A 22,478-nucleotide genomic window follows, 5' to 3' on the forward strand; every position below is an offset into this window, starting at 1 on the left:
GGCTCACGCCTCCAGGAGGTCCGGGCGGGGGTGGCGGACGCCCTGGACGGCGTCGCGCGGGATGACGGCACCGATCGCCGCGACGTCGTCCGCCGACAGGGCCAGCGATGCCGCCGCGACGTTCTGCTCCAGGTACCGCAGCCGCTTGGTGCCGGGGATGGGCACGACGTCGTCGCCCTGCGCGAGCAGCCACGCCAGGGCGAGCTGGGCCGTGGTCACGTCGCGCTCGGCCGCCAGCGACTCCAGGGAGCGCACCAGCGCACGGTTGTGCTCGAACGCCTCACCGGCGTAGCGGGCGTGGCTGCGGCGGACGTCGTCGGCGGCGAGCGTGTCGGTCGAGTCGACGGTGCCGGTGAGGATGCCGCGGCCCAGCGGGGAGAACGGCACGAAGCCGATGCCGAGCTCGCGCAGCGCGGGCAGCACGGCGTCCTCCGGGTCGCGGGTCCACAGCGAGTACTCGCTCTGCACGGCGGTGATCGGGTGCACCGCGTGGGCGCGGCGCACGGTCTCGGCACCGGCCTCCGACAGCCCGACGGCCCGCACCTTGCCCGCCGTGACGAGCTCGCCCAGCGCGCCGACGGTCTCCTCGACCGGGACCTGCGGGTCCACCCGGTGCAGGTAGTACAGGTCGAGGTGGTCGGTGCCCAGGCGGGCCAGCGACCGGTCGATCGCGTGGCGCACGTACTCGGGGCGCCCGTCGACGGGCCGGCCGTCGGGGTGGCCGCCCACCGGGGGCAGGCCGAGCTTGCTCGCCAGCACGATCCGGTCGCGCTGCGGGCCCAGCACGCGGCCGATCAGCTCCTCGTTGCGGCCGTGGCCGTAGACGTCGGCGGTGTCGATCAGGGTGACGCCGAGGTCGAGCGCGCGCAGCAGCACCGCCTCGGCCTCGGCGGCGTCGGCCGGACCGTACGAGTCGGCGACGGACATGCCGCCGAACCCGACCGCCGAGACGGTCAGGGCGTGCGGGCCGGAGCCCAGCGTGCGGGTGGGGACGGGCGGGATGGGACTGCCGGCAGTGGTCATGCCCGCAGCCGACCACCCCGCCGCGCCGTCGGCAAGGGGCGCCAGCATGCTCTCGCATGGCGAGACGGCAGCCTCGCCGCCGACGCGGCGCGACGGTCCGTCACCAGGACGGCAGGCCCAGCGCGGTCAGCGCCGACCGCAGCCGTTCCCGCCCGCGCAGGGCTCCGGGCCCGCGCAGCCGGGTCAGGGTGCGCCCGATCCAGCCGCCGTCGAGCCCCTCCTCGCGGTAGAAGTCGGTCATACGTTTCTCGTAGGCCGCCAGCGGACGCAGCTGCCGCGCCGTGTCATAGGTCTCGTGGTGCAGCACCACGGCCTGCGGCAGCCGCGGCTTGACCCGTCCCGGGCGGGCCGGGTCGGGGCGCCCGACGACGAGACCCACCACCGGCGCGGTGCCGCGGGGCAGCCGCAGCTCGGCCGCGAGCTCCTCCGGCCGGTCGCGGACCCCGCCGAGGTAGACGGTGCCCAGCCCCAGCGACTCGGCGGCCACCATGGCGTTCTGGGCCGCGAGCGCCGTGTCGAGGTACGCGGTGACCGTGGTCTCCAGGTAACCCGTCGCGTGCACGGACGTGTTCCGCCGTTCGGCGAGGGCGCGGACGCGGGCGACGTCGGCCACCCACACCAGCAGGAGCGGCGCGTCCCGGACGTGCTCCTGCTCGCCGGACAGGCCGGCGACGCGGGCGAGGCGCGCCGGGTCGGTGACGGCCACGACGCTCCAGAGCTGGAGGTTCGACGTCGTGGGCGCGGACTGCGCGGCCGCCACCAGGGTGGGCAGCACGGAGGGCGGCAGCGGTCCGGGCAGGAACCGCCGGACCGAGCGGTGCGCGAGCTGGACGTCCAGCACGGAGCGCGGGAGGTCCGCCGCGGCGGCGACGGTCGCGGACACCTGCGGGGCCGCGGTGTCGGCGCGCCGCGCGCTCACGCCGTAGCGGGCGGCGACCTGCACGCGGGCGGCGGCGAGGCGGCCGGCGTGCTCGGGCGATTCGGAGGGCTCGGAGAGGTCGCGCGGGGAGTCGTGCGCTTCGTCGCGCGCGATCTCGGGCGTGGTACCGGGCTGGTGCGCCCGCGGTGCTCGGGGGATCCGGGTCGGCCTGCGGGCCGGCGGTGCGGGAGCTGTCTCGGTCGGGGTGGTGACCAGAAAGGCGTCGATGGCTGTCATGAGTGCTCCGTGGGGTGGACGGAAGGCCAGACACTCATGTCGGGGGCTCTTCGTCAATGCCCCAGTTCGCCGTCTCATTCTCCGGACAGGAGTCGCGCGGCTCTGTCGCGCCTGGTGACAGGGCTGCGGATGCCATCCGCCCACTATATGGACTCTTTGCCGGATTGGTTGACTCGTCGGATTTTTTCCCGTCTCATTCCCGCCGCACTGCAAGGGGCGGTGTCACCTACGTTCCCGATCCGAGGAGGAAGACCGTGGCCACGACGAGAAGGCCCACCACGAACAGGCCCGGACGGTGGCGCGTCGCCGCCACCGCGGCCGTGCTGGTGTCCCTGGTGGTCTCCGCCTGCAGCACCGGCTCCGGCACGGCGTCTGCGCCGGTCCCCGAGGAGGACCGCCCCGGGGGCACCCTCAACATCGGGCTGGCCGCCGAGCCCAACGGCGTCGACGCCGCCGTCGTCAACCAGGTGTGGCGCACCGTCGCCCGCGCGCTGACGGACTCGCTGGTCTTCTTCAACCCGGAGACCAAGGAGATCGAGCCCTGGCTGGCCACCGACTGGACCGTCGAGGACGCCCGCGTCTACACGTTCACGCTGCGCGACGACGTGACGTTCCACGACGGCACCGCGCTCACGTCCGAGGTCGTCAAGCAGAACTTCGAGAGCCTCGACCGACCCGGCATCCACTCCAGCGCCAAGACCATCGTCGAGGGCATCAAGGAGATCCGGACGCCGTCCGAGCACGTGGTCGAGGTGGAGTTCGCCAAGCCGAACGCCGCGTTCCTCGTGAGCCTGTCGCGTGCGCACGCGGGCATCGTGTCGGCGAGGACTGCCGCGCTCCCGGTCGAGGAGCGCCAGAAGTTCCTGGACGGCTCCGGCCCGTTCTACCTGGAGGAGTACACGCCCAACCAGCGCATCGTGCTGAAGAAGCGCGCGGACTACGACTGGGCGCCCGAGTACTTCGGGCGCTCCGGGCCGGCGTACCTCGACGAGGTGGTCTACAAGATCATCCCCGAGGACTCCGTGCGCAACGGCGCCGTCATCGGCGGCGAGGAGCTCCAGTTCGTCTACTGGGTCAACGCGAAGTACGTGGACCAGCTCGAGGCCGCCGGGCTGACCATCACCGAGACCACCAACCCGGCGACGGGCACGGAGTGGCCGGTCAACACCTCGTCGAAGATCCTGGGGGACGTCCGGGTGCGCCAGGCGCTCCAGCACGGCATCGACCGCGCGGAGTTCACGAAGCTGGTCTCCGGCGGCTACGACCAGGCCGCGACGGGCCCGCTCAGCGAGGCGAACCCGTTCTACTCCGACCAGAGCGAGTACCTCACGTACGACCCGGAGCTGTCGAAGCGGCTCCTGGACGAGGCCGGCTGGTCCGAGACCGGGTCCGACGGCATCCGCGTCAACGCCGACGGCGACCGCCTCTCCTTCCGCTTCCCGCGGGACGGCGCGGCCGAGCAGGTGGTGCAGGCGCAGTGGAAGGAGCTCGGCATCGAGCTGGTCCTCGACCCGCCGCTGGACGCCGAGGCGAACGAGAAGCTGCTCTCGGGCGAGTACGACATCGCCTACTGGTACCACTCCACGCCGGACCCCGACGTGCTGCGCGCCAACTACGGCGTCGAGACGGGCTCGAACCGCTCCTTCATCGCGGACGACGACGAGACCGGTCAGAGGCTCGACGACCTGCTCCAGGAGCAGAACACCGTGATCGAGCCGGAGGCGCGGCAGAAGATCGTCGACGAGGCCGCCCAGCTCCTGGTCGAGGACGCCTACGTGCTGCCGATCGTGAACGACACCGACATCTGGGCCTTCCAGCCGACGGTGCACGACATCCAGTCCGTGGGCCTGGACCAGTACCTCTACAACGCCTGGCTGTCGGAGAAGTGAGGTGCTGAGGTACGGGCTCCGGCGCCTGGCCTACGCCGCGATCGTGGTGTGGGGCGCGTTCACCGGGGCGTTCTTCCTGCTCTACATCGTGCCCGGCGACGCGGCGGGCGGCCTCACGATGGGCGCCTCCGGCGGCGACGTCGAGCAGCTCCTGGCCGAGCAGCGCGAGCTGCTCGGCCTGGACCGCCCGGTCCTGGTGCAGTACGGGGACGCGCTGTCGGGTGCCGTCCTCGGGGACTTCGGGGACAGCCTCTACCAGCGCCGGCCCGCCGTCGAGGTGTTCTTCGAGGCCTTCCCGGCCACGCTCCAGCTCGCGTTCCTGGGCCTGGCGCTGGCGGTGCTGCTGGGGGTCGCGCTGTCCGTGGTCATCGAGCTGACCGACTGGCGGTGGCTGCGCGAGCTGCTCGTCTCGCTGCCGCCGGTCGCCGTCTCGCTCCCGCCGTTCCTGGTGGCGCTCGTGCTGGTGCAGCTCGTCGCGTTCCGGCTCGGCTGGATCGACGCGTTCGGCGACCGGACGTTCCTCGGCCTGCTGGTGGCCTCGCTGTCGATCGCCGTGGCCGGCGGCGGGACCATCTCCCAGCTCCTGACGGCCAACCTGCGCGGCGCGCTGACCTCGCCGTACATCGAGACGGCGCGGAGCTGGGGGCTCAGCCGGTTCGACGTCGTGGTGCGGCACGCCCTGCGCAACGCGTCGCTGCCCGTGATCACGGCGCTCGGGACGCTCATCGGCGTCATGGTCGGCGGCACCGTGCTCACGGAGACGGTGTTCTCGCGGCCCGGCATCGGCCGGCTCGTCGTGGACTCCGTCAACGGCCGCGACATGCCGGTGGTGCTGGTCGCCGTCACCGTGAGCGCGCTGATCTTCGTGACCGTCAACTTCGTCGTCGACCTGGTCTACCCCCTGGTCGACAAGCGCATCCGGCTGGAGGGCTGATGAGCGTCACGGAGACCAGGGCGGCGGTCGCCGCGGGTCCGGCGGGGCCGGCCGCGCCGTCCCCGGCCCGGCCGGGCGCGGGACGACGCCGCAGGTGGCTCGCCCGGCTGCTGGACGTCGCGCGCACGCCCAGCCTGCTGGTGTCGTACGTGTGGCTCGTGCTGATCGTCACGGCGGCGCTCGCCCCGACGCTGTTCGCGCCGGGCGACCCGCTGGCGCAGAGCGGCGACGCCATGCTGCTCCCGCCCGGGCCCGACCACCTGTTCGGTACCGACGACCTGGGCCGCGACCAGTTCACGCGCGCCGTGCACGGTACCCGGCTCTCGCTGCAGGCCGCCGTGATCGCGGTGCTGATCGGGCTGGTGAGCGGGTCGCTGATCGGGCTCGTCGCGGGCGCCGTGCGCGGCTGGCTCGACAGCGTGCTGATGCGCGTCGTCGACGTCATGCTCGCGGTGCCGAGCCTGATCGTGTCGCTGGCGATCATCTCGGCGCTGGGCCACGGCACCCTCAACATCGCCGTGGCCATCGGGATCAACAGCACCGCGACGTTCGCCCGCCTCATGCGGTCGGAGGTGCTGAAGGTCGCGGGCGCCCGGTACGTCGAGGCGTCGGTGTTCGCCGGCCACGGCTACGCGTACCGGCTGTTCCGGCACGTCGTGCCGAACGCCACCCGGTCGGTGCTGGCCTACGCCACGATGGAGATCGGCAGCGCCATCCTCACCGTCGCCTCGCTGAGCTTCCTCGGCCTCGGCGCCCCGCCGCCCACGCCCGAGTGGGGCCTGCTCGTGGCCGAGGGCCGCACCTTCATCGCCGCGCAGTGGTGGCTGAGCCTGCTGCCCGGCCTCGTGATCGTCGTCTCCGTGCTGGCCGTGTACCGCATCGGCCGGTCGATCGACCGAGGGAGAACCCGTGTCGTCGCCTGAACCCCTGCTCACCCTCGACGGCGTCAGCGCCCAGTTCGCGCTGCCCGGCCGTCCCCCGGTCCGCGTGCTCGACGGCGTGAGCCTCTCGCTGCGTCCCGGCCAGGTGCTGGCGCTGGTCGGCGAGTCCGGCTCGGGCAAGTCGACCCTGGGCCGGACCGTCACCGGCACCCTGCCCGAGAACGGCCGCGTGACCGCCGGCCGCGTGACCTTCGCCGGCCGGGAGCTGACGGGCCTGGCCGAGCGGGAGCGCCGCGCGATCCGCGGCAAGGACATCGGGTACATCCCGCAGGACGCCCTGCTCGGCCTCAACCCGCTCCTGCCCGTGGGCGTCCAGGCGGGCGAGCCGCTGCGCGCCCACGGGCTGGCGGGCAAGGCGGAGCGCCGCGAGCGTGTGCTCGAGCTGTTCGGCAAGGTGGGGCTGCGCGATCCCGAGAAGATCTACGGCGCCTACCCGCACGAGCTGTCCGGCGGTATGTGCCAGCGCGTGCTGATCGCCGCGGCGATGTCCACGGGGCCACGGCTGCTCGTCGCGGACGAGCCGACCACCGCCCTGGACGTCACCGTCCAGAAGACGATCCTGGACCTGCTGGGCGGCCTGGTCGCGGAGGACGGCCTCGCCGTCCTGCTCGTCACGCACGACCTCGGGGTCGCGGCCGAACGGGCCGACGAGATCGCCGTGCTCAAGGACGGCGTGCTGGTGCGCTCCGGCCGCACGCGCGAGGTCGTGGCCGACCCCGGGGACGCCTACACGGAGCAGCTCCTGCGGTCGTCCTCGCTCGGCTTCTCCGGGGCCGACGCCGCCGCGGACCGGCAGGAGCGCACCGCCGCCCGCGTCCCGGCCGACGCCCCCGTGGTGGTCCGGGCCCGCGACGTCGCCAAGACGTTCCGCGCCCACCGCGGCCGGACGGCGGTCACCGCCGTCGCCGGGGCGAGCTTCGAGGTGCGGCGGGGCACCACGCTGGGCATCGTGGGCGAGTCCGGGTCGGGCAAGACCACGCTGGTGCGGCTGCTGGCGGGCCTGACGCCACCCAGCGCGGGCAGCGTCACGGTGGACGGCGCCCCCGTGGTCCACCACCGCCGGGGCGCCGGCCAGGCGGCGCTGTACCGCAAGGTCCAGATGGTCTACCAGGACCCGTTCGCCTCCCTGAACCCGCGCACCACCGTGCGGTCGATCCTGGAGGAGCCGCTGACCGGCCACCGGATCGGCGGCGCCGCCCGGCGCGCGCGGCGGGTCGCCGAGCTCCTGGAGCAGACGGGACTCCCGGCGTCGGTCGCCGACCGCTACACGGCCGAGCTCTCCGGCGGCCAGCGGCAGCGGGTCGCGATCGCCCGCGCGCTCGCGCCGCACCCCGAGGTGCTGGTGCTCGACGAGCCCGTCTCCGCGCTCGACGTCACCGTGCGGCGGCAGATCCTCGACCTGCTGCTCGACCTCCAGGACCGGCTCTCGCTGACGTACCTGTTCGTGTCGCACGACCTCGGCGTCGTCGCGGAGCTGTCCGACGTGGTCCTCGTGCTCCGGCACGGCGACGTCGTCGAGCACGGCCCCGCGTCCGACATCATCTCCCGGCCCGGGACGGACTACGTCCGCCGGCTGCTGGCCTCCATCCCGGGGGCGGCCCCGGCCGCCGCCACGGCGACGAGCACGCCGTGACCCCCACGCCGTGACCCCCGCGCTACGACAAGAACGACGCACCACCGCACCGAACGAAAGGACTCCGCCATGGGCGAGCCGGCACAGCGCCAGCTGCACCTCGGATACATGTACTGGCTGAACGGGACCCACTGGGGCGGCTGGCGGCTGCCGGAGTCGGCCGCGCCCGACCCCTTCGGCCTCGCCTACCCCGCCCACGTGCTCAAGCTGGTCGAGGACGCCAAGTTCGACTTCTTCTTCCTCGGCGACACGCTTCCGGGCGACGTCTACCGCGAGCACTACGGGACCACGCACAACGCCGGGCGCCTCGAACCGTTCACGCTGGCCTCGCAGCTCGCCCTGCAGTCGTCGAGGATCGGGCTCGCGGTGACCGCCCACCCGACCTTCTACGAGCCGTACATCCTGGCGCGGCTGACGGCGTCGCTGGACCACCTCAGCGGCGGACGCCTGGCCTGGAACGTGGTGCTCGGCGCGAACGACCTCGCGGCCAAGAACTTCAGCCTGCCCGACCTGGGCGGCGAGAGCCGCTACCGCCGGGCGGCCGAGTTCATCGACGTCATCCGCAAGCTCTGGGACAGCGTCGAGGACGGCGCCTACCTCCAGGACAAGGAGTCCGGCGAGTACCTCGACCCGAGCAGGATCCACCGGCTGGAGCACCAGGGCGAGTTCTTCTCCGTGGCGGGCACGCTGCCGATGCTGCGCCCGCCGCAGGGCCACGTGCCGCTCCTGTACGCGGGCGGCTCCGAGCTGTCGCGCGAGCTCACGGCGCGGTACTGCGACATCAACTTCACCGGCCCGCCCACCCTGGAGGTCTCGGCGGAGTTCAACGCCGACGTGCGCGAGCGGGCGCTGCGCCTGCGCGGCCGCGAGGAGCCCATCTTCTTCCTGCCGGGCATCACACCCGTCATCGGCGACACGCGCGAGGAGGCGATCGAGCTCTTCGACCGGCTGAACGCGGGCCTCCCGGTCGACGACGACCCCGTGGCCGGGGACCAGGCGGACGACTACTACACGAGCGAGGCGTTCCAGGCGGCTCAGCGGGGGCGGGCGCCCCTGCCGATGGGCGCGCGCAGCCTGCGCTCGATCGGTGAGCGCACCGGCGCCGACCTGCGCCCACTGGGCCTGGACGGCGTGCTGACGCCGTCGCTCGCCGCCGAGCTGAACGACGTCGGGCAGAAGCTGCTGCGCACCATCGCCGACCGCACGGGCCGCACCGTCGAGGCCGGCACGGTGCGCGGCCGGGACCTGCTGCACAACTCCATCGGGGGCGGCTTCCCGCTCGCCATCGGCACGGCGGACGACGTCGCGGGCACGCTCATCGAGTGGTTCGAGCAGGGCGCCGCCGACGGCTTCAACATCCAGTCGCCGGCCATGCTCGACCAGCTCGAGCGGTTCACCTCGCAGGTGGTGCCGATCCTCCAGGACAAGGGGGTGTTCCGCACCGAGTACGAGGCGGACACGTTCCGCGGGCACTTCGGGCTGCCGGTGCCGCCCAACCAGTTCGCGGCGCCGTCGTCCGAGCAGCCGGAGCCCGCCGGGCAGGAGGCGCGAGCATGACGCTCCCCGCGGGGTACCGCGCGCTCGGCCGCTCCGGCCTGGTCCTGTCCGAGCTCGGCGTGGGCGCCAGCACGTTCGGCCGCAGCGGCATGCGCGCCGTCGGGCAGGAGCAGGTCAACCGGATCGTGGACCGCGCCATCGACCTGGGCGTGACCTACTTCGACGTCGCCGAGGGGTACGGCGACCGCACCGGCCTGTCCGAGGAGCTGTTCGGCACGGCGCTGGCCGGGCGGCGCGACCAGGTGGTGATCGGCACCAAGTTCGGCCGGTCGCTGGCGGCGGACCGCGGTCCCTCGTACAGCCGGACCGGGGCGCGCAAGTACGTCCTGGCCGCCGTCGAGGACAGCCTGCGCCGGCTCGGCACCGACTACATCGACCTGTACCAGATCCACTTCCCGGACCCGTTCACCCCGATCGAGGAGACCCTCTCCGCGCTCGACACCCTGGTGCGCGACGGCAAGGTGCGGTACGTGGGCGCGTCCAACTTCAAGGCCTGGCAGCTCGCCGACGCCGACCGCGTGGCCGCGGCCCGCGGCTACGGCCGGTTCGTCTCCACGACCGACGAGTACAGCCTGCTGTGGCGCAGGCCCGAGGAGGAGCTGATCGGGGCGCTGGAGCACTTCGGCCTCGGGTTCCTGCCGTACTTCCCGCTCCAGAACGGGCTGCTGACCGGCAAGTACTCGCGGGACAACGCGCCGGAGGGCGCCAAGATCACCAACCTCAAGACGTACCTGCTCGGCGAGGCCCCGTGGGACGCGCTGGAGAGGTTCGAGCGGTTCGCCGCCGACCGGGGCGTCACGCCGAGCGCGCTCGCCCTGGGCTGGCTCCTGGCGCAGCCCACGGTGACCAGCGTGATCACCGGCATCACGGTGCCGGAGCAGCTCGACGAGAACCTGCTGGCCACCCGCTGGGTCCCCACCCCGGAGGAGGAGCAGGAGCTCCGCGCGCTGCTCCCGGGCACCCTCACGGGCGGCCCGGGCCGCGTCGGCTGACCCCCGCCCGGCCCCGCCGTGCCGGACCCGGTCGGTGTTGACCACAGCGGTTGCTGCCAGAGAGGGGCGTTCTCTGGCAGCAACCGCTGTGGTCAACCACGGCGTCCGGGCGGTGGAGAGGCGGCCGGCGCGTCGCAGCGACCGGATGGCGAGACGATCCGGCCCGGCCATTGCGTCCGGCCGGGGCGGGGCTATGTTGCGCGCGGTCGGCGTCCGCGGCAGGTCCGCGGGGGTGCGCCGCGACGACATCGGAGGTTCTCTTGTCCGCTCCACAGCCCCTTTCGCCCTTCTTCGTCGGGCTCGACGCCGACGGCGCGGGCGCGCACCCGGCGGCCGCCGTCGTCGCGCGCCTCGCGGGCGCCGACCTCGTGTCCGGCGTCCGGCTGGCCCGCACGGTCCGGCAGGCCGAGCACGCCGGCCTCACCTTCGTCTCCTTCACGGACGCGCTGCTCCCGGCGGTACCCGGTTCGCCGGCGTCGGCCCGGCTGGAGTCCGTCACCCGCGCCGCCTTCGTGTCCCGCACGACGACGGCGATCGGCCTGGTCCCGCAGGTACCGACCACCTACCCGGAGCCCTTCCACGTCGCGGCGCAGCTCGCGTCGCTGGACATCGCGGCGGCCGGCCGCGCCGGCTGGATCGCGGCGGTGACCCGGGACGCCGCGACGGCCGATGCCTACGGCCGCCCCGTGGTGGGCGACGTGACCCGCGAGGCGCGCGACGTCGTGCGGGTGGTCCGGGACCTGTGGGACTCGTGGGAGGACGACGCCGTGATCCGCGACGTCCCCACCGGCCGGTACGTCGACCGCGACCGGATCCACCACGTCGACTTCGTGGGCGAGACCTTCTCGGTGAAGGGCCCGCTCATCACGCCCCGGCCGCCCCAGGGGCAGCTCGTGGTGCTGGCCGCCGACGGCGACGTGCCGCCGGCGCTCGACGGCACCGGCGGCCGTCCCGGCGGCGCGGAGCGCCTCGTCGACGTCACGCTGGTCGGCGGCGCCGGCGTGGGCGCGGCCCGCGGCGACGCGACCGCCGCGCGCGAGCACTCGCCGCTGGCCGGCGTCGACCTCGAGGTGGTGCTCGACGCCGGCGGCCGCACCGGCGCGGACCGGCTCGCGGTGCTGGACGCCAGCACGCCCGCCGGCGTCCGCTCGCCGTGGGACACGCGCGCCCTGCGCTATGCGGGCGACGCCGCCGGGCTGGTCGCCCTGCTCACCGAGCTCGCCACCCCGGGACCGGACGGACGCCGGCCGGTCGACGGCGTGCGGCTGCTGCCCGCCGTGCTCGACGTCGACCTGCCCGTGCTCGCCCGCGACGTCCTGCCCGCCCTGCGCGCCGCCCGCCTCACCGCGGCGCCGCGCCCCGGTGCCACGCTGCGCGAGTCCCTCGGGCTGCCGCGCCCCGCCAACCGCTACGACACGCGTGTCCTCGCCGACGCGCCGAACGCCTGAGGAGACCGCCATGACCGGCCTCCCCGTGACCCGCCCCGACGCCCAGGTGCACTTCGGCGTCTTCTTCCAGGGCGTCAACCACACCACGATCTGGTCCGACCCGGAGTCCGGGTCGCAGACCGACTTCGCCACCTTCGAGCGCGTGATCCGCACGGCGGAGCGCGGGCTGTTCGACGCGTTCTTCCTCGGCGAGGGCCTGCGGCTGCGCGAGTCGCGCGGCGCCCTGCACGACCTCGACGTGGTGGGCCGCCCGGACGCCATCACCCAGCTCGCCGCGCTGGCCGCGATCACCACGCACATCGGCCTGGTCGCCACCCAGAACACCACGTACAACGACCCGGCCGACCTGGCCCGGCGCCTGCAGAGCCTCGACGTGCTGTCCGGCGGCCGGGCCGCGTGGAACGTCGTGACCACGGACAACGCCTGGACCGGGGCCAACTTCCGCCGTGGCGGCTACCTCGACCACGCCCTGCGCTACGACCGGGCGCAGGGGCAGCTCGACGTCGCCCGCCAGATCTGGGACGCCTTCCCGGACACGGGCGGCAGCGACGCGTTCAGCGGGACGGTCGCACACGTCTCCGAGCACGGCGCCCTGTTCGACGTCGAGCTCGACCCCACCACGCCGCGCAGCCCGCAGGGGCACCCGATCATCTTCCAGGCGGGCGACTCGCCGCAGGGCCGGGACTTCGCGGCGGCCAACGCGGACGTGATCTTCTCCCGCCACGGCTCGGTGCTGGCCGAGGCGCTGGAGTTCGCCGCCGACATCCGCCGCCGGGCCGTGACCGCCGGCCGCCCCGAGGACGACGTCAAGATCTTCCCGGGCACCGGCGTCATCGTGGGCGACACGCCCGCCGACGCCGAGGAGAAGGCCCGCTGGGTCCGCTGGAACCAGGTCACCCCGGCCACGGCGCTCTCGATCGTCGGCAACATCTGGGGCGAGGACCTGTCCGGCTACGACCCGGACGGCCCGCTGCCCGCGCACGACCCGGTGGTCGAGGAGCTCGGCGGCGAGCGCGGCTCGGCCACCACGGGGGCGCGGACCCGCGAGATCGCGGCGCGGTGGCGGGCGCTGGCGGAGGCCGAGCACCTGTCGATCCGCGAGCTCGTGGTCCGCAACAGCAGCGAGCGCGGGTTCCAGGGCACGCCGTCCGCCGTGGCCGAGGACCTGATCCGCTGGGTGCGCACCGGCGCCGTCGACGGCTTCAACATCAGCCCGTGGATCGTGCCGTCAGGCCTGGACGACATCGTCGACCGGGTGGTCCCCGAGCTGCAGGAGCGGGGCGCCTACCCGACGTCGTACACGGGGACCACCCTGCGCGAGCACCTGGGCCTGCGCGCCCCGCTCACCCGCCGCGCGGCCGCCGTCGGCGCGGCGTAGGGAGGCGGCCGGACGCCGCGCCTTGGCGCCGTGCTCGGCAGTTGGCGGACTGCCGACCCTCAGCGCCGCTGCCGCCCGCGGAGACCCGCGCTCAAGCGCGGACGACCCTGTCTCCCCCGGCCCGGTCGTACGGCGTGCGCCCCTCGCCGACGAACAGCGTGACCACGTAGACGACCGGCAGCACGTAGGCCGCCGCGGTGAGGATCATGAGGCCCGGTCCGACCTCCGACGACCCGACGAGGCCGATCGCCGCGGCGTGCCCGATGGTCCACGGCACGGCGACCTTGAGCGCGTTCCGGAGCAGCGCCGAGGCGAACGAGAGCCGCCCGCCGTCCCTGGCGCCCACCACCTTCAGTCCCAGTACGCGCTTGCCGACCGTCGCCTGCCGGGTGCCCGACTCGAGGACGGCGAGGAAGATCGTCAGCGGCACCGCCGTGACGAGCGCGGAGACCACGTTCGTGGTCGCGGCGGACCACTCGCCCGTCACGCCGGAGAGGTACAGCGGGATGCCGATCGCCGCGAGCGCCGCGAGCCACACGAGGAAGCAGAGCCAGTCGACGAGCCACGCCACGATGCGCCGCCAGGCCTCGGAGTTCACGTCGCTGACGCTACCGCGCGCCGGCCCCGGGGCGCGCTCAGAACGCCCGGAGGTTGGCCCGCAGGCCGCCGTCGGCCCACTCCGTGCGCAGGATGCCGCGGCGGCGCAGGATCGGGACCAGCTCGTCGAGCGTGCGGTGCACCGTGACGGGGTGCAGGTCGCCCCACAGCAGCACGCCGTCGTTGCCCCACTCCCCCAGCTCCTCGATGAGGTCGGCGAGCTCCCCGGCGGTGCCGACCCAGCCCGTGCGGTCGGCGATGCGGCCCAGGCGGGCGAGCCCGCCGAGCAGCACGCGCAGCGGCGTGGTGGCGAGGTCGTGGTCGCCCACGAGCCGCTTGATCGAGCCGTGCGAGACGTGGTCGCCGAACAGGCCCGTGGGCAGCGGCTTGTCGAGGTCGAGCGCCGTCAGGTCGGTCTCCAGGTCGCTGGACTGCTGCTCGGCGATCCGCAGCAGCGTCGCGTCGTCCGGGTTCGCCGACGCCGCGACCAGCCGGTCGGCCTCCTGCGGGCTGGCGACCAGCACCGGCTTGATCGCGAACAGCACCTTGACGTGCTCCAGGGCTCGCCCGGCCGCGCGGGCCGACGCGTGGACGCGGGCCCGGTAGTCGCGAACGCTCTTCTCGTGCAGCGGCGCGAGCGCGAGCTGGACGTCGCTGTTCGCGCCGGCGAACGCCAGCCCGCGCCCCGACCCGCCGGGCGAGACGATCACGGGCTCGCCGTCGGCCCCGCCGTCGAACGGGAGGGCGTTGAGCGGGCCGTCGAACGCGAAGTGCTCGCCGCGGTGCCGCACCGGGCGCAGCAGGCGCCCGTCGGCGTACCGGCCGCCGGTCCGCACACCGCCGGGCCCGACGGCGCCCGGGTCGGCGATCAGCGCGCCGTCGTCCCAGGAGCGCCACAGCGCGCGGACGCCGTCGAGCCACTCCTCGGCGCGGTCGTACGCGGCGTCGTGCCCCAGCGGCGGCGCGGCCGAGAAGTGCCGCGCGCTGCCGGTGTCGGTCACGAGGTTGAGGCCGAACCGACCGCCCGACAGGTGCTGGAGCGTCGCGAGCTGCCGCGCCCCGGTGTAGGGCAGCACGGCGGCCGGGTTGACCGTCGGCACGATCCCGAGGTGCTGGGTCGCGGCGAACAGGTACGGGGCCAGCAGCAGCGGGTCGTGCTTGGGGCCGCCGAACGCCTGTCGCACGCGCAGGTCGATGGTCTCGGGGCTGCCGAGCGACGGGGCGTCCTCGATGATCAGCAGGTCCACGCCCGCCTGCTCCAGGGCGCGGGCGGACTCGACGTAGAGGTCGGGCCGGGTCCAGTCGTAGTTCCAGTCCAGGTAGTCGTGGCCCCAGCCGTGCGGCCCGAAGCCGCGGGCCAGGAACCAGCCGAGGTGCTGCCGGCGGGTCATGGTGTCTCCTTGCGTGGGGTGCGGGCGGCGGCCAGCCCGCGGTCGAGGTCCGCGATGAGGTCGGGCAGGTCCTCGATGCCGACCGAGAGGCGCAGGGTGCCCGGGTGGATGCCCGAGGCGGCCCGTTCCTCGGGGGTGCGCAGCACATGGCTGGTGCTCGCGGGGTGCAGCACGAGCGAGCGCACGTCGCCGATGTGGGTCATGTGCGTGAAGACCTCCACGGCCTCGACCAGCGCGCGTGCCGCGGGAGCGCCGCCGTGCAGCGTGAAGGTGAACACGGAGCCCTGGCCGTCCGGCAGGTACCGCTTGGCCAGCGCGTGCGACGGGCTGGAGTCCAGCCCGGAGTAGTCCACCGACGCCACCTCCGGCCGGAACGCCAGCCAGCGCGCGACCTCCAGCGCCGCGGCGCTCTGCCGCGCAACCCGCAGCGACAGCGTCTCGATGCCCTGGCCCACGAGGAACGCGTTCAGCGGCGACGGCGTCGGGCCGAAGCGCGGCGCCACCGTCTCGCGCAGGTACGCGAGGCGTGCGTTCCCGCCGTGCCGGTCGGCCACGCTCGGCCCGCCCGTGCGGCTCGGCGCCACGAGGTGCGGGTAGAGCGCGCCCGCGGCGCGCGGATCGAACGTCCCGGAGTCGACGACGACGCCGCCCAGCACCGAGCCGTGCCCCGCCAGGAACTTGCTGGCGGAGTGCACCACGACGTCGGCGCCGTGCTCGATGGGCCGAAGCAGGTACGGCGTGGCCAGCGTGTTGTCCACGACGAGCACCAGCCCGTGCGCGTGCGCGACGTCGGCCACGGCCGCGAGGTCCGGCAGGTCGTTGCGCGCGTTCGGGATCGACTCCAGGAACAGCACGCGCGTCTCGGGGCGGATCGCACGCTCCCAGGCGGCGGGGTCGGCGGCGTCGTCCACGAAGTCGGCCTCGATGCCGAGGCGCGGCAGGTTCTCCAGGAGCAGCCCGCGCGTGCCCTCGTAGATGCTGGACGCGGCGAGCACGCGCTGCCCGGCCTCGACCAGGCCGAGCAGGGCGACCGTGACGGCCGCCTGGCCGCTGGCCAGGAACAGCGCGTCGGTGCCGCCCTCCAGGGCCGCGATCCGCTGCTCGACGGCGGCCGTGGTCGGGTTGCCGGTGCGCGTGTAGGCGAAGCCCTCGCCCGCGCCGAAGTGCCCGGCGGCCTGCTCCCACTCCTCGAACTCGAACCCGGCGGTCAGGTAGACGGGCGTGGCCCGCGGGACCGCGCGGGCCGATGGCGTGGTGTCGGGCGCGCCGGTAGCGCGCCCGGCGTCGTCCCGCCCCGTGCTGCGCGCGTGCACCTGCCGGGTGGCGAAGCCGGTCATGGCGCCGCGCTCGGCTCGGCCTCCGCCGCGGGCAGCCCGGCCTCCTTCCAGGCGGGGAACCCGCCGTCGACGTGCGAGACGTCGGTGTAGCCGCGGGCCGCGAGCGCCTCCGCGACCGGGCCGGAGCCGTCGACGGAGCCGCACACGACCACGACGGGCGTGTCGAGGGTGATCGCCGGGTTGTCGGACGGCCCGAACAGCGCGTCGAGGTTGTTGCGGTCCGCGAGCGTGGCGCCCGGGATCTCGCCCGCCGAGGCGCGGCCCGCGGCGGAACGGACGTCGATCAGCAGGGCGCCGCCGGCGACCTTGGCGCCCGCGGCGCCGGGGGTCTGCAGCTCAGGGGTGGTCATGGTGGTCTCCTCCGGGTGGACGGTGGTTCGTCGGGTGGTCAGGCGCTCAGGAGCCGGCCCGTGGGCAGCGCCCGCTCGGCGGCCCCTGCGTCCGACAGCCCGAGCGAGCCGCGCAGCGACGTCGCCGTCCGTTCGGTGCGGAACAGGCCCGCCTGCTGGAGCGCGGGCACCAGGTGGTCGGTGATCGCGTCGAGGTCGGAGCTGAGCGAGGACGGCTGCAGCAGGAACCCGTCGACGGCGCCGACGGTGGTCCAGTCGGCGATCAGGGTGGCGAGCTCGTCCGGCGTGTCGGCGACGACCAGCCCGTCGCCCATGACCGCCGTGCCCTCCAGCGCCTCGACGAGCTCGAGCCGGGCCCGGGCGCTGGCCCGCTCCTGCGCGAGCACCACGTAGACCTCGGCGAGCACGCGGAGCTCCTCGGGGTCGCGCCCGGCGGACAGTGCGGCGTCCCGCACGAGCCGGCGCAGCCGTACCGCGTGCGCGGCGTCGGTGACGGTGATCCGCGCGACGTCGGCGGTGCGGCCGGCCAGCGCGGCGCTGGCCTCGGAGCGCACGCGGACGACGACGGGCGGGGGCGTCTGCGGCAGGACGTCGTCCGTGCCGGCTGCCGGGCGGCCCCGGACGGCGAACCGGATGCCGTCGTGGTCCACGCGGAACCGGCCCTCGGCGTCGAGCTCGACCGCGCCCGCCCCGCTGCCGGGTCGGCCCGTCCACACCTGCGTCACGGACCGGATGCCCAGCTCGACCCTGCCGGCCCACGCGTCGTCGGCCTCGGGGAGCTTGCTCTGCCGCACCGCCTGCCAGCCGGCCCGGCCGCTGCTCGCGCGGTCGATGCTGCTCAGCGCGACGGCGGCGTGGGCCGCCTCGACGTGCACCGTGTCGACGGCGGCGACCAGCCCGATGCCGGCCGTGACCCGCGCGGCCCGGGCCGCGGCGACGGCCGTGTCCAGCCGCCCCGTGACCTGGCTGCGGCCGGGGTGGAGCAGGAATCCCTCGTCGAGGCTGACGAAGTCGAGCAGGCCGCGGTCGGCGGTCCGCACGAGGTGCAGGAACCGCTCGCCGTCGAACGGGCGCGGAGCCACCGGGCCACGTGCCCGGTGGGCGCCCGGACGGGCACCGGCGGAGGTGAGATCCACGCCGAGCACGACGGGACGGGAGGAGGTGGGGGCGAGGGACGTGGGCTGCGACGGGTACGGCACGGCGGGGCTCCGTTCGGGCTGCGGCTGCGCGACGGCGCCCGGAGGACCCGGCCGGCGCGCGCAGGGTGCGCGACGGCGTCCAGGGGTCACCCGGGAGCGTGGCTGCCAGAGGGCAGGAGTGGGACGTCCGGTCAGGGACGTGAGGGCCGGATACGGCCAGGGCTCGGCGTGCGACGCCGAGAGGAGTTCCGGGCGGCGGACCGGTGGCGGCTGTGGCGACCGGTCAGCGCGTCGGGACGGTCACTGTCCGGCTGTCGCCGTCAGCGACAGGAACAGTGACAACACATGTGCTCGCGCGACATGTGCTCGCGCGGGGCAGCACCAGCCCGCACGGTGACGTTCCGGGACGGCAGGGACACGTGGACGGCGGGGGCAGCGCTCCGGGTCATCGTCGTTCTCCTCACCTGCTCGCCCAGCGGCGAGCGACGCGTGTTGTCATCCGCCGGCGGCGGTGGACCTGGTCCTCACCCGGGGCACCCACCCGCGCGGGGGGTTGCCGTCCGACCAGCCGGGGCTTCGCGTCGGAACTCATGACCTGTCGAGGCTTTCTACATCTCTCCGATCGGATAAGTGCGGTTGGTCTCGATGTCACAGAAGATACGAATGGAACCCATAGAAGTCAATGATCCTTGCGCAGATCTCACATCCCGGGACCAAGGTCTCGCCGCGGCTCGGGGGTGCGCGCTGGTGGACGCCGGCCGGGACACGGCACGCGCCGGCCGGGCGAGGTACGCCCGGACCGACACGGCGCGGACCCGGACCCGGCCCCGCAAGGCGCGCCCCCGAACCGACACCGCGCGGCCCCGGACCAGCAAGGTGCGCTTCTACCCAGTCACTGGGCCCGGAATCACCCCGATTCCGGGCCAGATGACTGGGTAGAAGCGCACTCTCGCCTGGTCCGTTCGCTCGCTCACGCGCCGACCTCGGCAAGAGGCCGGGGTCACGCGCCGGCGTCGGCAGGCGGACGCAGTCACGAGACGGGCCGAGCGATCAGCCGATCTGCGATAGACCGACGCCGTCGAGCCCCGGCCCCCACGACGCAGAAGTGCGCTTCTACCCAGTCATTGGGCCCGGAATCGGGGTGATTCCGGGCCCAATGACTGGGTAGAAGCGCACTCTCGGGTCAGCCCAGGAGGAGCTCGATCTGGGCGAGGGCGCCGGGCTCGGCCAGCTCCAGCCGGAGACCCGTGAGCGGCACCGGCTCGTCGAGCACGAAGGGGCGGAGCTGGTTCGGCCAGCGCCACGCCTCGCCGGACCGCTCGTCCAGCACCCGCCCGTCGGCCGCGACCAGGCGCCAGGCCGACGGCGGTCCGGACACCCTCTCGACGGTCGACGACCCGGGCACCTCCGCAGAGGACAGCCCGGGCGCGCCGTTGGCCGACGCCGGCTCGGACGTCGGGCCCGAGGTCAACGTGTAGGCGCGCAGCATCGATCCGGCCGGGACGTCCGCACCGGGAGCCCAGTTGAGCGCGCCGTCCACCGCGGCCGACGTCGTCAGGTCGCCGTCGGTCAGGTGCGGCAGCGCACCCTCGGCACTGCGCCAGCCGCCATCGGCTCGCCGCCACGGCCGCTCGGGCGCCGAGTCGTCGCCGATCCCCGCGGCGCCAGCAGCGCCAGCACCACCACCAGCACCAGCACCAGCACCAGCACCAGCACCAGCCTCGTCGTCCGACGGCACGCCCCACCGGGTCGGGATCTCCGACAGCGCGAAGCGCAGGGTCGCTCCCCCGACCAGGTCGACGTTGTCGATCGACGGCGTCGTGATCACCCGGGCCGCGGCCGCGTCCGACCCCGCCGCAGCCGCGCCGGCACCGCCCGCCACATCCGGCCGAGCTACGTCCAGCCCCGCCACGTACTGCCGACCGGCCGCCCCGGGGGCCTCGATCACGAGGTCGCCGTCGGGCCGGTGCACCACCGCCCGGTCGAACAGCGGCGACGTGACCGCCCAGCGCGGCGAGCCGATCTCCAGCGGGTACAGCCCGAGCGCGGCCAGCACGTACCAGGCCGACATCTCGCCGTTGTCCTCGTCGCCGTGGTAGCCCTGACCGATGTCGTTGCCGGTCCACAGCCGGGTCAGGATCTCGCGCACGACCTCCTGGGTGCGGTCGGGCCGCCCGGCGACCGACCACGTCCACGCGATGTGGTGCGACACCTGGTTCGACTGGCCGAGCTGGCCCAGGCGCACGTCGCGCGCCTCGAACATCTCGTGGATGGGGTTGCCGTACGAGCCAGGCTTGTCCGCCCGCTCCGGCGCGGCGAAGAACCGTTCCAGCAGCTGCTCCAGCCCCGCGCGCCCGCCGTGCAGGGCGGCCAGCCCCGCGCCGTCGTGCACGGGGTGGAACAGGAAGTTCCAGGCGTCGGACTCGGTGTAGTCGCCGCCCCACGCGTCCGGGTCGAACGGCGCCGGGTCGAACGCCCCGTCCCGGGCGCGCCCGCGGAAGAACCCCGTGGCGGCGTCGAAGAGGTGCACGTACCCGAGCGCGCTCTGCCGCAGGTAGGCGGCCTCGTCGCGCAGGGCCCGACGGCGCTCGTCCGGGGTCCCGGGCGCGTCCGCGAGCGCCTGCGCCATCCGCGCGAGCCCGGCGTCGTTGATGTAGCCCTCCAGGCTCCACGACACCGACTCCTCGACGTCGCGCGGCACCCAGCCGTGCGTGAGCGCGAAGTCCTGGCCCTTGCGTCCCACGCCGGACCGGGTGGGCAGCGCCGTGGCGTTGCGCAGCCCGGCGTCGTAGGTCGCCAGCGGGTCGGGCAGGTCCACGCCGCGCAGGTACAGGTCGGCGAAGGCGACGTCGGACGACGTGCCCGTCATCAGGTCGGCGTAGCCCGGCGACGACCAGCGGGCGACCCAGCCGCCCTCCCGGTACTGCTGCACGAACCCGTCGGCGAGCCGGGCCGCGACCTGCGGGTACAGCAGGGCGTACGCCGGCCAGCAGGTGCGGTAGGTGTCCCAGAACCCGTGGTTCACGAACATCTCGCCGGGCACCACCGGGGCGCCGTCGAGCACGGGCGAGGCGTGCACGGGCGTGCCGTCGGCCCCGACCTCGGTGTACGACGACGGGTACAGGTTCAGCCGGTACAGGTTCGAGTAGAGCGTGACCTGCTGCTCCTCGGAGGCGCCGTCGACGTCGAGCACGCCGAGCCGCTCCTCCCACTGCGCGCGGGCGGCGTCGGCGACCTCGTCGAAGGTCCCGGACACCTCGCGCTCCAGCGCGAGCCAGGCCAGCTCCTCGCTGATGTACGACGTCGCCACGCGCACCTCGACCGTGCGGCCCGCCGCGGCGTCGGCCACGCCCGCCCCGGCGGCCGGGTCGAGCGCGACCGTGGCGTACGTCGCGTGGTCCCGCCCGCGGGCGCGACCCGTGCGCAGGACCGGCCGGGAGATGCGCCCCACGACGTACATGCGGCTGCGGCCCACCGACAGCGGGCTGCCGTGGTCGCTCCAGCCGGTGAGCGTGCCGTCGTCGTGCACGGTGACGGAGACGGGCGGGCCGTCCGCGCCGGAGTCGCCCACGGCGTCGATCAGCAGGTGTCCCGCCGTGGCACCGTCCGGGAACGTGAGGCGGAGCACGCCGCCGTGGTCGGACGCCGCGACGGCCACGCGCGCGCCGTCGTCCAGGCCGACGTCGTACCGGTGCGGCCGGGCGGTCTCGTCGTCGTGCGAGAAGCCGACCGAGCGGGCGTCGAGGCCGGCGTCGGGCACGTCGTCGCCGTCGCGTGAGGCGGGCACGAGGTGGAACGCAAGCTGGTCGCGGTCCCCCATCCACGGGCTCGGCTCGTGCGAGATGCCCACGCCCTGCAGGCGCGGCCGGTTGTCCGGGCCGTTGTGCGCGGCCCAGGAGTACAGCCAGCGCTCGGAGGCGGCGTCGGTGAGCGGGACCCACATCGTGAAGCCGTTCGGCACCGCGGCCGCGGGCACGTTGTTGCCCCGCGAGTAGGCGCCCGAGGAGTGGGTGCCGCGCCGGGTGTCCACGAGGTCCGTGCGGCCGGTGACCGTGCGCGCGACGCGCGGCCCCACCGACACCGTGTCGAACCACGCCTCGGCGCGCCCGCCGTCGGGCGCGGCGGTCACGGCGGCGGCCGCGCGCACCCGGCGGCCCGGCAGCACCCGGGCCACGGGGCCCAGGTCCACGCGGACCAGGTTCCAGTGATCGGGCACCAGGATCCGGGCCTCCCCCTGCCCGACGGCGGTCGCGGGCATCCCGTGCTGGTCCAGCAGGTCGCGCCCGGGGTCGGTGAGCGAGAGCCACGTGCCGTCGTCGAGCAGCAGGTCGAGCGCCACGTGGGTGGAGCGGTAGGTGAGCTTCTCGTCGAGCACGGGCAGCACGGCGTAGCGCAGCTCGGTGCCGGCCTCGACCGGCACGTCCAGCCCGTCGAGCAGCACGGTGCGGCCCTCGCCGCGGTGCCGCACGCGGGTGGCGTGCTCGCTGGTCAGGCCGGCGCCGGGGCGGCCGGCGGGGACGTGTGCGGGCCCGGTCATGCGCGGACCGTTGACAGCGCTGTCGTCACAGCGGGCGCGGCGACGTCGGAGTCGTAGACGATTGCAGTTGGCCTTTCGTCGCGGGCGAGGAGCGCCCTGGTTGCTGCCGCGGCCTCACCCTGCGGGAGGTCCGTCGGCACCGTGGTGATGGTCAGCAGCGTAGCCACGTGCACGGT

Annotated in this window: 16 protein-coding genes and 1 riboswitch; of the genes, 8 read left to right on the top strand and 8 right to left on the bottom strand. The window is 74.5% G+C overall.

Annotated features, from left to right (window positions below):
- Window positions 1–3: 3 nt before the first annotated feature.
- The gene (locus ACIPN7_RS23760) at window positions 4–1,023 is read right to left on the bottom strand and encodes an aldo/keto reductase (RefSeq protein ID WP_400548239.1); all 1,020 of its coding nucleotides are present in this window, start codon (window positions 1,021–1,023) and stop codon (window positions 4–6) included.
- Between the two features lie 100 nt (window positions 1,024–1,123).
- Window positions 1,124–2,179 (bottom strand): NADPH-dependent oxidoreductase, encoded by a 1,056-nt coding sequence (locus ACIPN7_RS23765; RefSeq protein WP_400548242.1) that lies wholly within the window; start codon window positions 2,177–2,179, stop codon window positions 1,124–1,126.
- Window positions 2,180–2,433: 254 nt separating this feature from the next.
- Between ACIPN7_RS23765 and ACIPN7_RS23770 the strand changes: the two genes are divergently transcribed.
- The 8 genes from ACIPN7_RS23770 to ACIPN7_RS23805 all read left to right on the top strand — a co-directional run bounded on the left by ACIPN7_RS23770 (window position 2,434) and on the right by ACIPN7_RS23805 (window position 12,951).
- A complete protein-coding gene (locus tag ACIPN7_RS23770) occupies window positions 2,434–4,068 on the top strand; it encodes an ABC transporter substrate-binding protein (RefSeq protein WP_400548245.1) in 1,635 nt (544 codons plus the stop codon).
- A gap of 1 nt (window position 4,069) precedes the next feature.
- Window positions 4,070–5,002, top strand: coding sequence for an ABC transporter permease (locus ACIPN7_RS23775; protein ID WP_400548248.1), 933 nt, complete (start codon window positions 4,070–4,072; stop codon window positions 5,000–5,002).
- On the top strand, window positions 5,002–5,925 hold the full coding sequence (locus tag ACIPN7_RS23780; protein ID WP_400548251.1) for an ABC transporter permease: 924 nt from the start codon (window positions 5,002–5,004) through the stop codon (window positions 5,923–5,925). The genes ACIPN7_RS23775 and ACIPN7_RS23780 overlap by 1 nt, the downstream gene beginning before the upstream one ends.
- Window positions 5,912–7,576 (top strand): dipeptide ABC transporter ATP-binding protein, encoded by a 1,665-nt coding sequence (locus ACIPN7_RS23785; protein ID WP_400548254.1) that lies wholly within the window; start codon window positions 5,912–5,914, stop codon window positions 7,574–7,576. The genes ACIPN7_RS23780 and ACIPN7_RS23785 overlap by 14 nt, the downstream gene beginning before the upstream one ends.
- A gap of 69 nt (window positions 7,577–7,645) precedes the next feature.
- Entirely contained in the window at window positions 7,646–9,133 is a 1,488-nt protein-coding gene (locus tag ACIPN7_RS23790; RefSeq protein WP_400548257.1) for an LLM class flavin-dependent oxidoreductase, read from the top strand.
- On the top strand, window positions 9,130–10,125 hold the full coding sequence (locus ACIPN7_RS23795; RefSeq protein ID WP_400548260.1) for an aldo/keto reductase: 996 nt from the start codon (window positions 9,130–9,132) through the stop codon (window positions 10,123–10,125). Before ACIPN7_RS23790 ends, ACIPN7_RS23795 begins: the two co-directional genes overlap by 4 nt.
- A 260-nt stretch (window positions 10,126–10,385) precedes the next feature.
- A complete protein-coding gene (locus ACIPN7_RS23800; protein WP_400548263.1) occupies window positions 10,386–11,573 on the top strand; it encodes an LLM class flavin-dependent oxidoreductase in 1,188 nt (395 codons plus the stop codon).
- A gap of 10 nt (window positions 11,574–11,583) precedes the next feature.
- Window positions 11,584–12,951: an NtaA/DmoA family FMN-dependent monooxygenase gene (locus ACIPN7_RS23805; protein WP_400548266.1), complete on the top strand. Its 1,368-nt coding sequence runs from the start codon at window positions 11,584–11,586 to the stop codon at window positions 12,949–12,951.
- A 91-nt stretch (window positions 12,952–13,042) separates the two neighbouring features.
- On the opposite strand, the gene ACIPN7_RS23810 is transcribed toward ACIPN7_RS23805, so the two are convergent.
- From ACIPN7_RS23810 to ACIPN7_RS23835, 6 genes are all read right to left on the bottom strand, one after another.
- On the bottom strand, window positions 13,043–13,549 hold the full coding sequence (locus ACIPN7_RS23810) for an RDD family protein (RefSeq protein ID WP_400548269.1): 507 nt from the start codon (window positions 13,547–13,549) through the stop codon (window positions 13,043–13,045).
- A gap of 37 nt (window positions 13,550–13,586) precedes the next feature.
- Entirely contained in the window at window positions 13,587–14,939 is a 1,353-nt protein-coding gene (locus ACIPN7_RS23815; RefSeq protein ID WP_400548272.1) for an LLM class flavin-dependent oxidoreductase, read from the bottom strand.
- Entirely contained in the window at window positions 14,936–16,276 is a 1,341-nt protein-coding gene (locus ACIPN7_RS23820) for an O-acetylhomoserine aminocarboxypropyltransferase/cysteine synthase family protein (protein WP_400548275.1), read from the bottom strand. The genes ACIPN7_RS23815 and ACIPN7_RS23820 overlap by 4 nt, the downstream gene beginning before the upstream one ends.
- Window positions 16,273–16,626: a rhodanese-like domain-containing protein gene (locus tag ACIPN7_RS23825; RefSeq protein WP_400548278.1), complete on the bottom strand. Its 354-nt coding sequence runs from the start codon at window positions 16,624–16,626 to the stop codon at window positions 16,273–16,275. The genes ACIPN7_RS23820 and ACIPN7_RS23825 overlap by 4 nt, the downstream gene beginning before the upstream one ends.
- Window positions 16,627–16,664: 38 nt before the next feature.
- Entirely contained in the window at window positions 16,665–17,825 is a 1,161-nt protein-coding gene (locus ACIPN7_RS23830) for an LLM class flavin-dependent oxidoreductase (protein ID WP_400548281.1), read from the bottom strand.
- Between the two features lie 424 nt (window positions 17,826–18,249).
- Window positions 18,250–18,361: riboswitch (SAM riboswitch) on the bottom strand.
- Between the two features lie 587 nt (window positions 18,362–18,948).
- Entirely contained in the window at window positions 18,949–22,302 is a 3,354-nt protein-coding gene (locus ACIPN7_RS23835) for a GH92 family glycosyl hydrolase (protein WP_400548284.1), read from the bottom strand.
- Between the last annotated feature and the right edge of the window lie 176 nt (window positions 22,303–22,478).

It is taken from the genome of Promicromonospora sp. NPDC090134, from assembly GCF_044746965.1.
Lineage (GTDB): Bacteria > Actinomycetota > Actinomycetes > Actinomycetales > Cellulomonadaceae > Promicromonospora.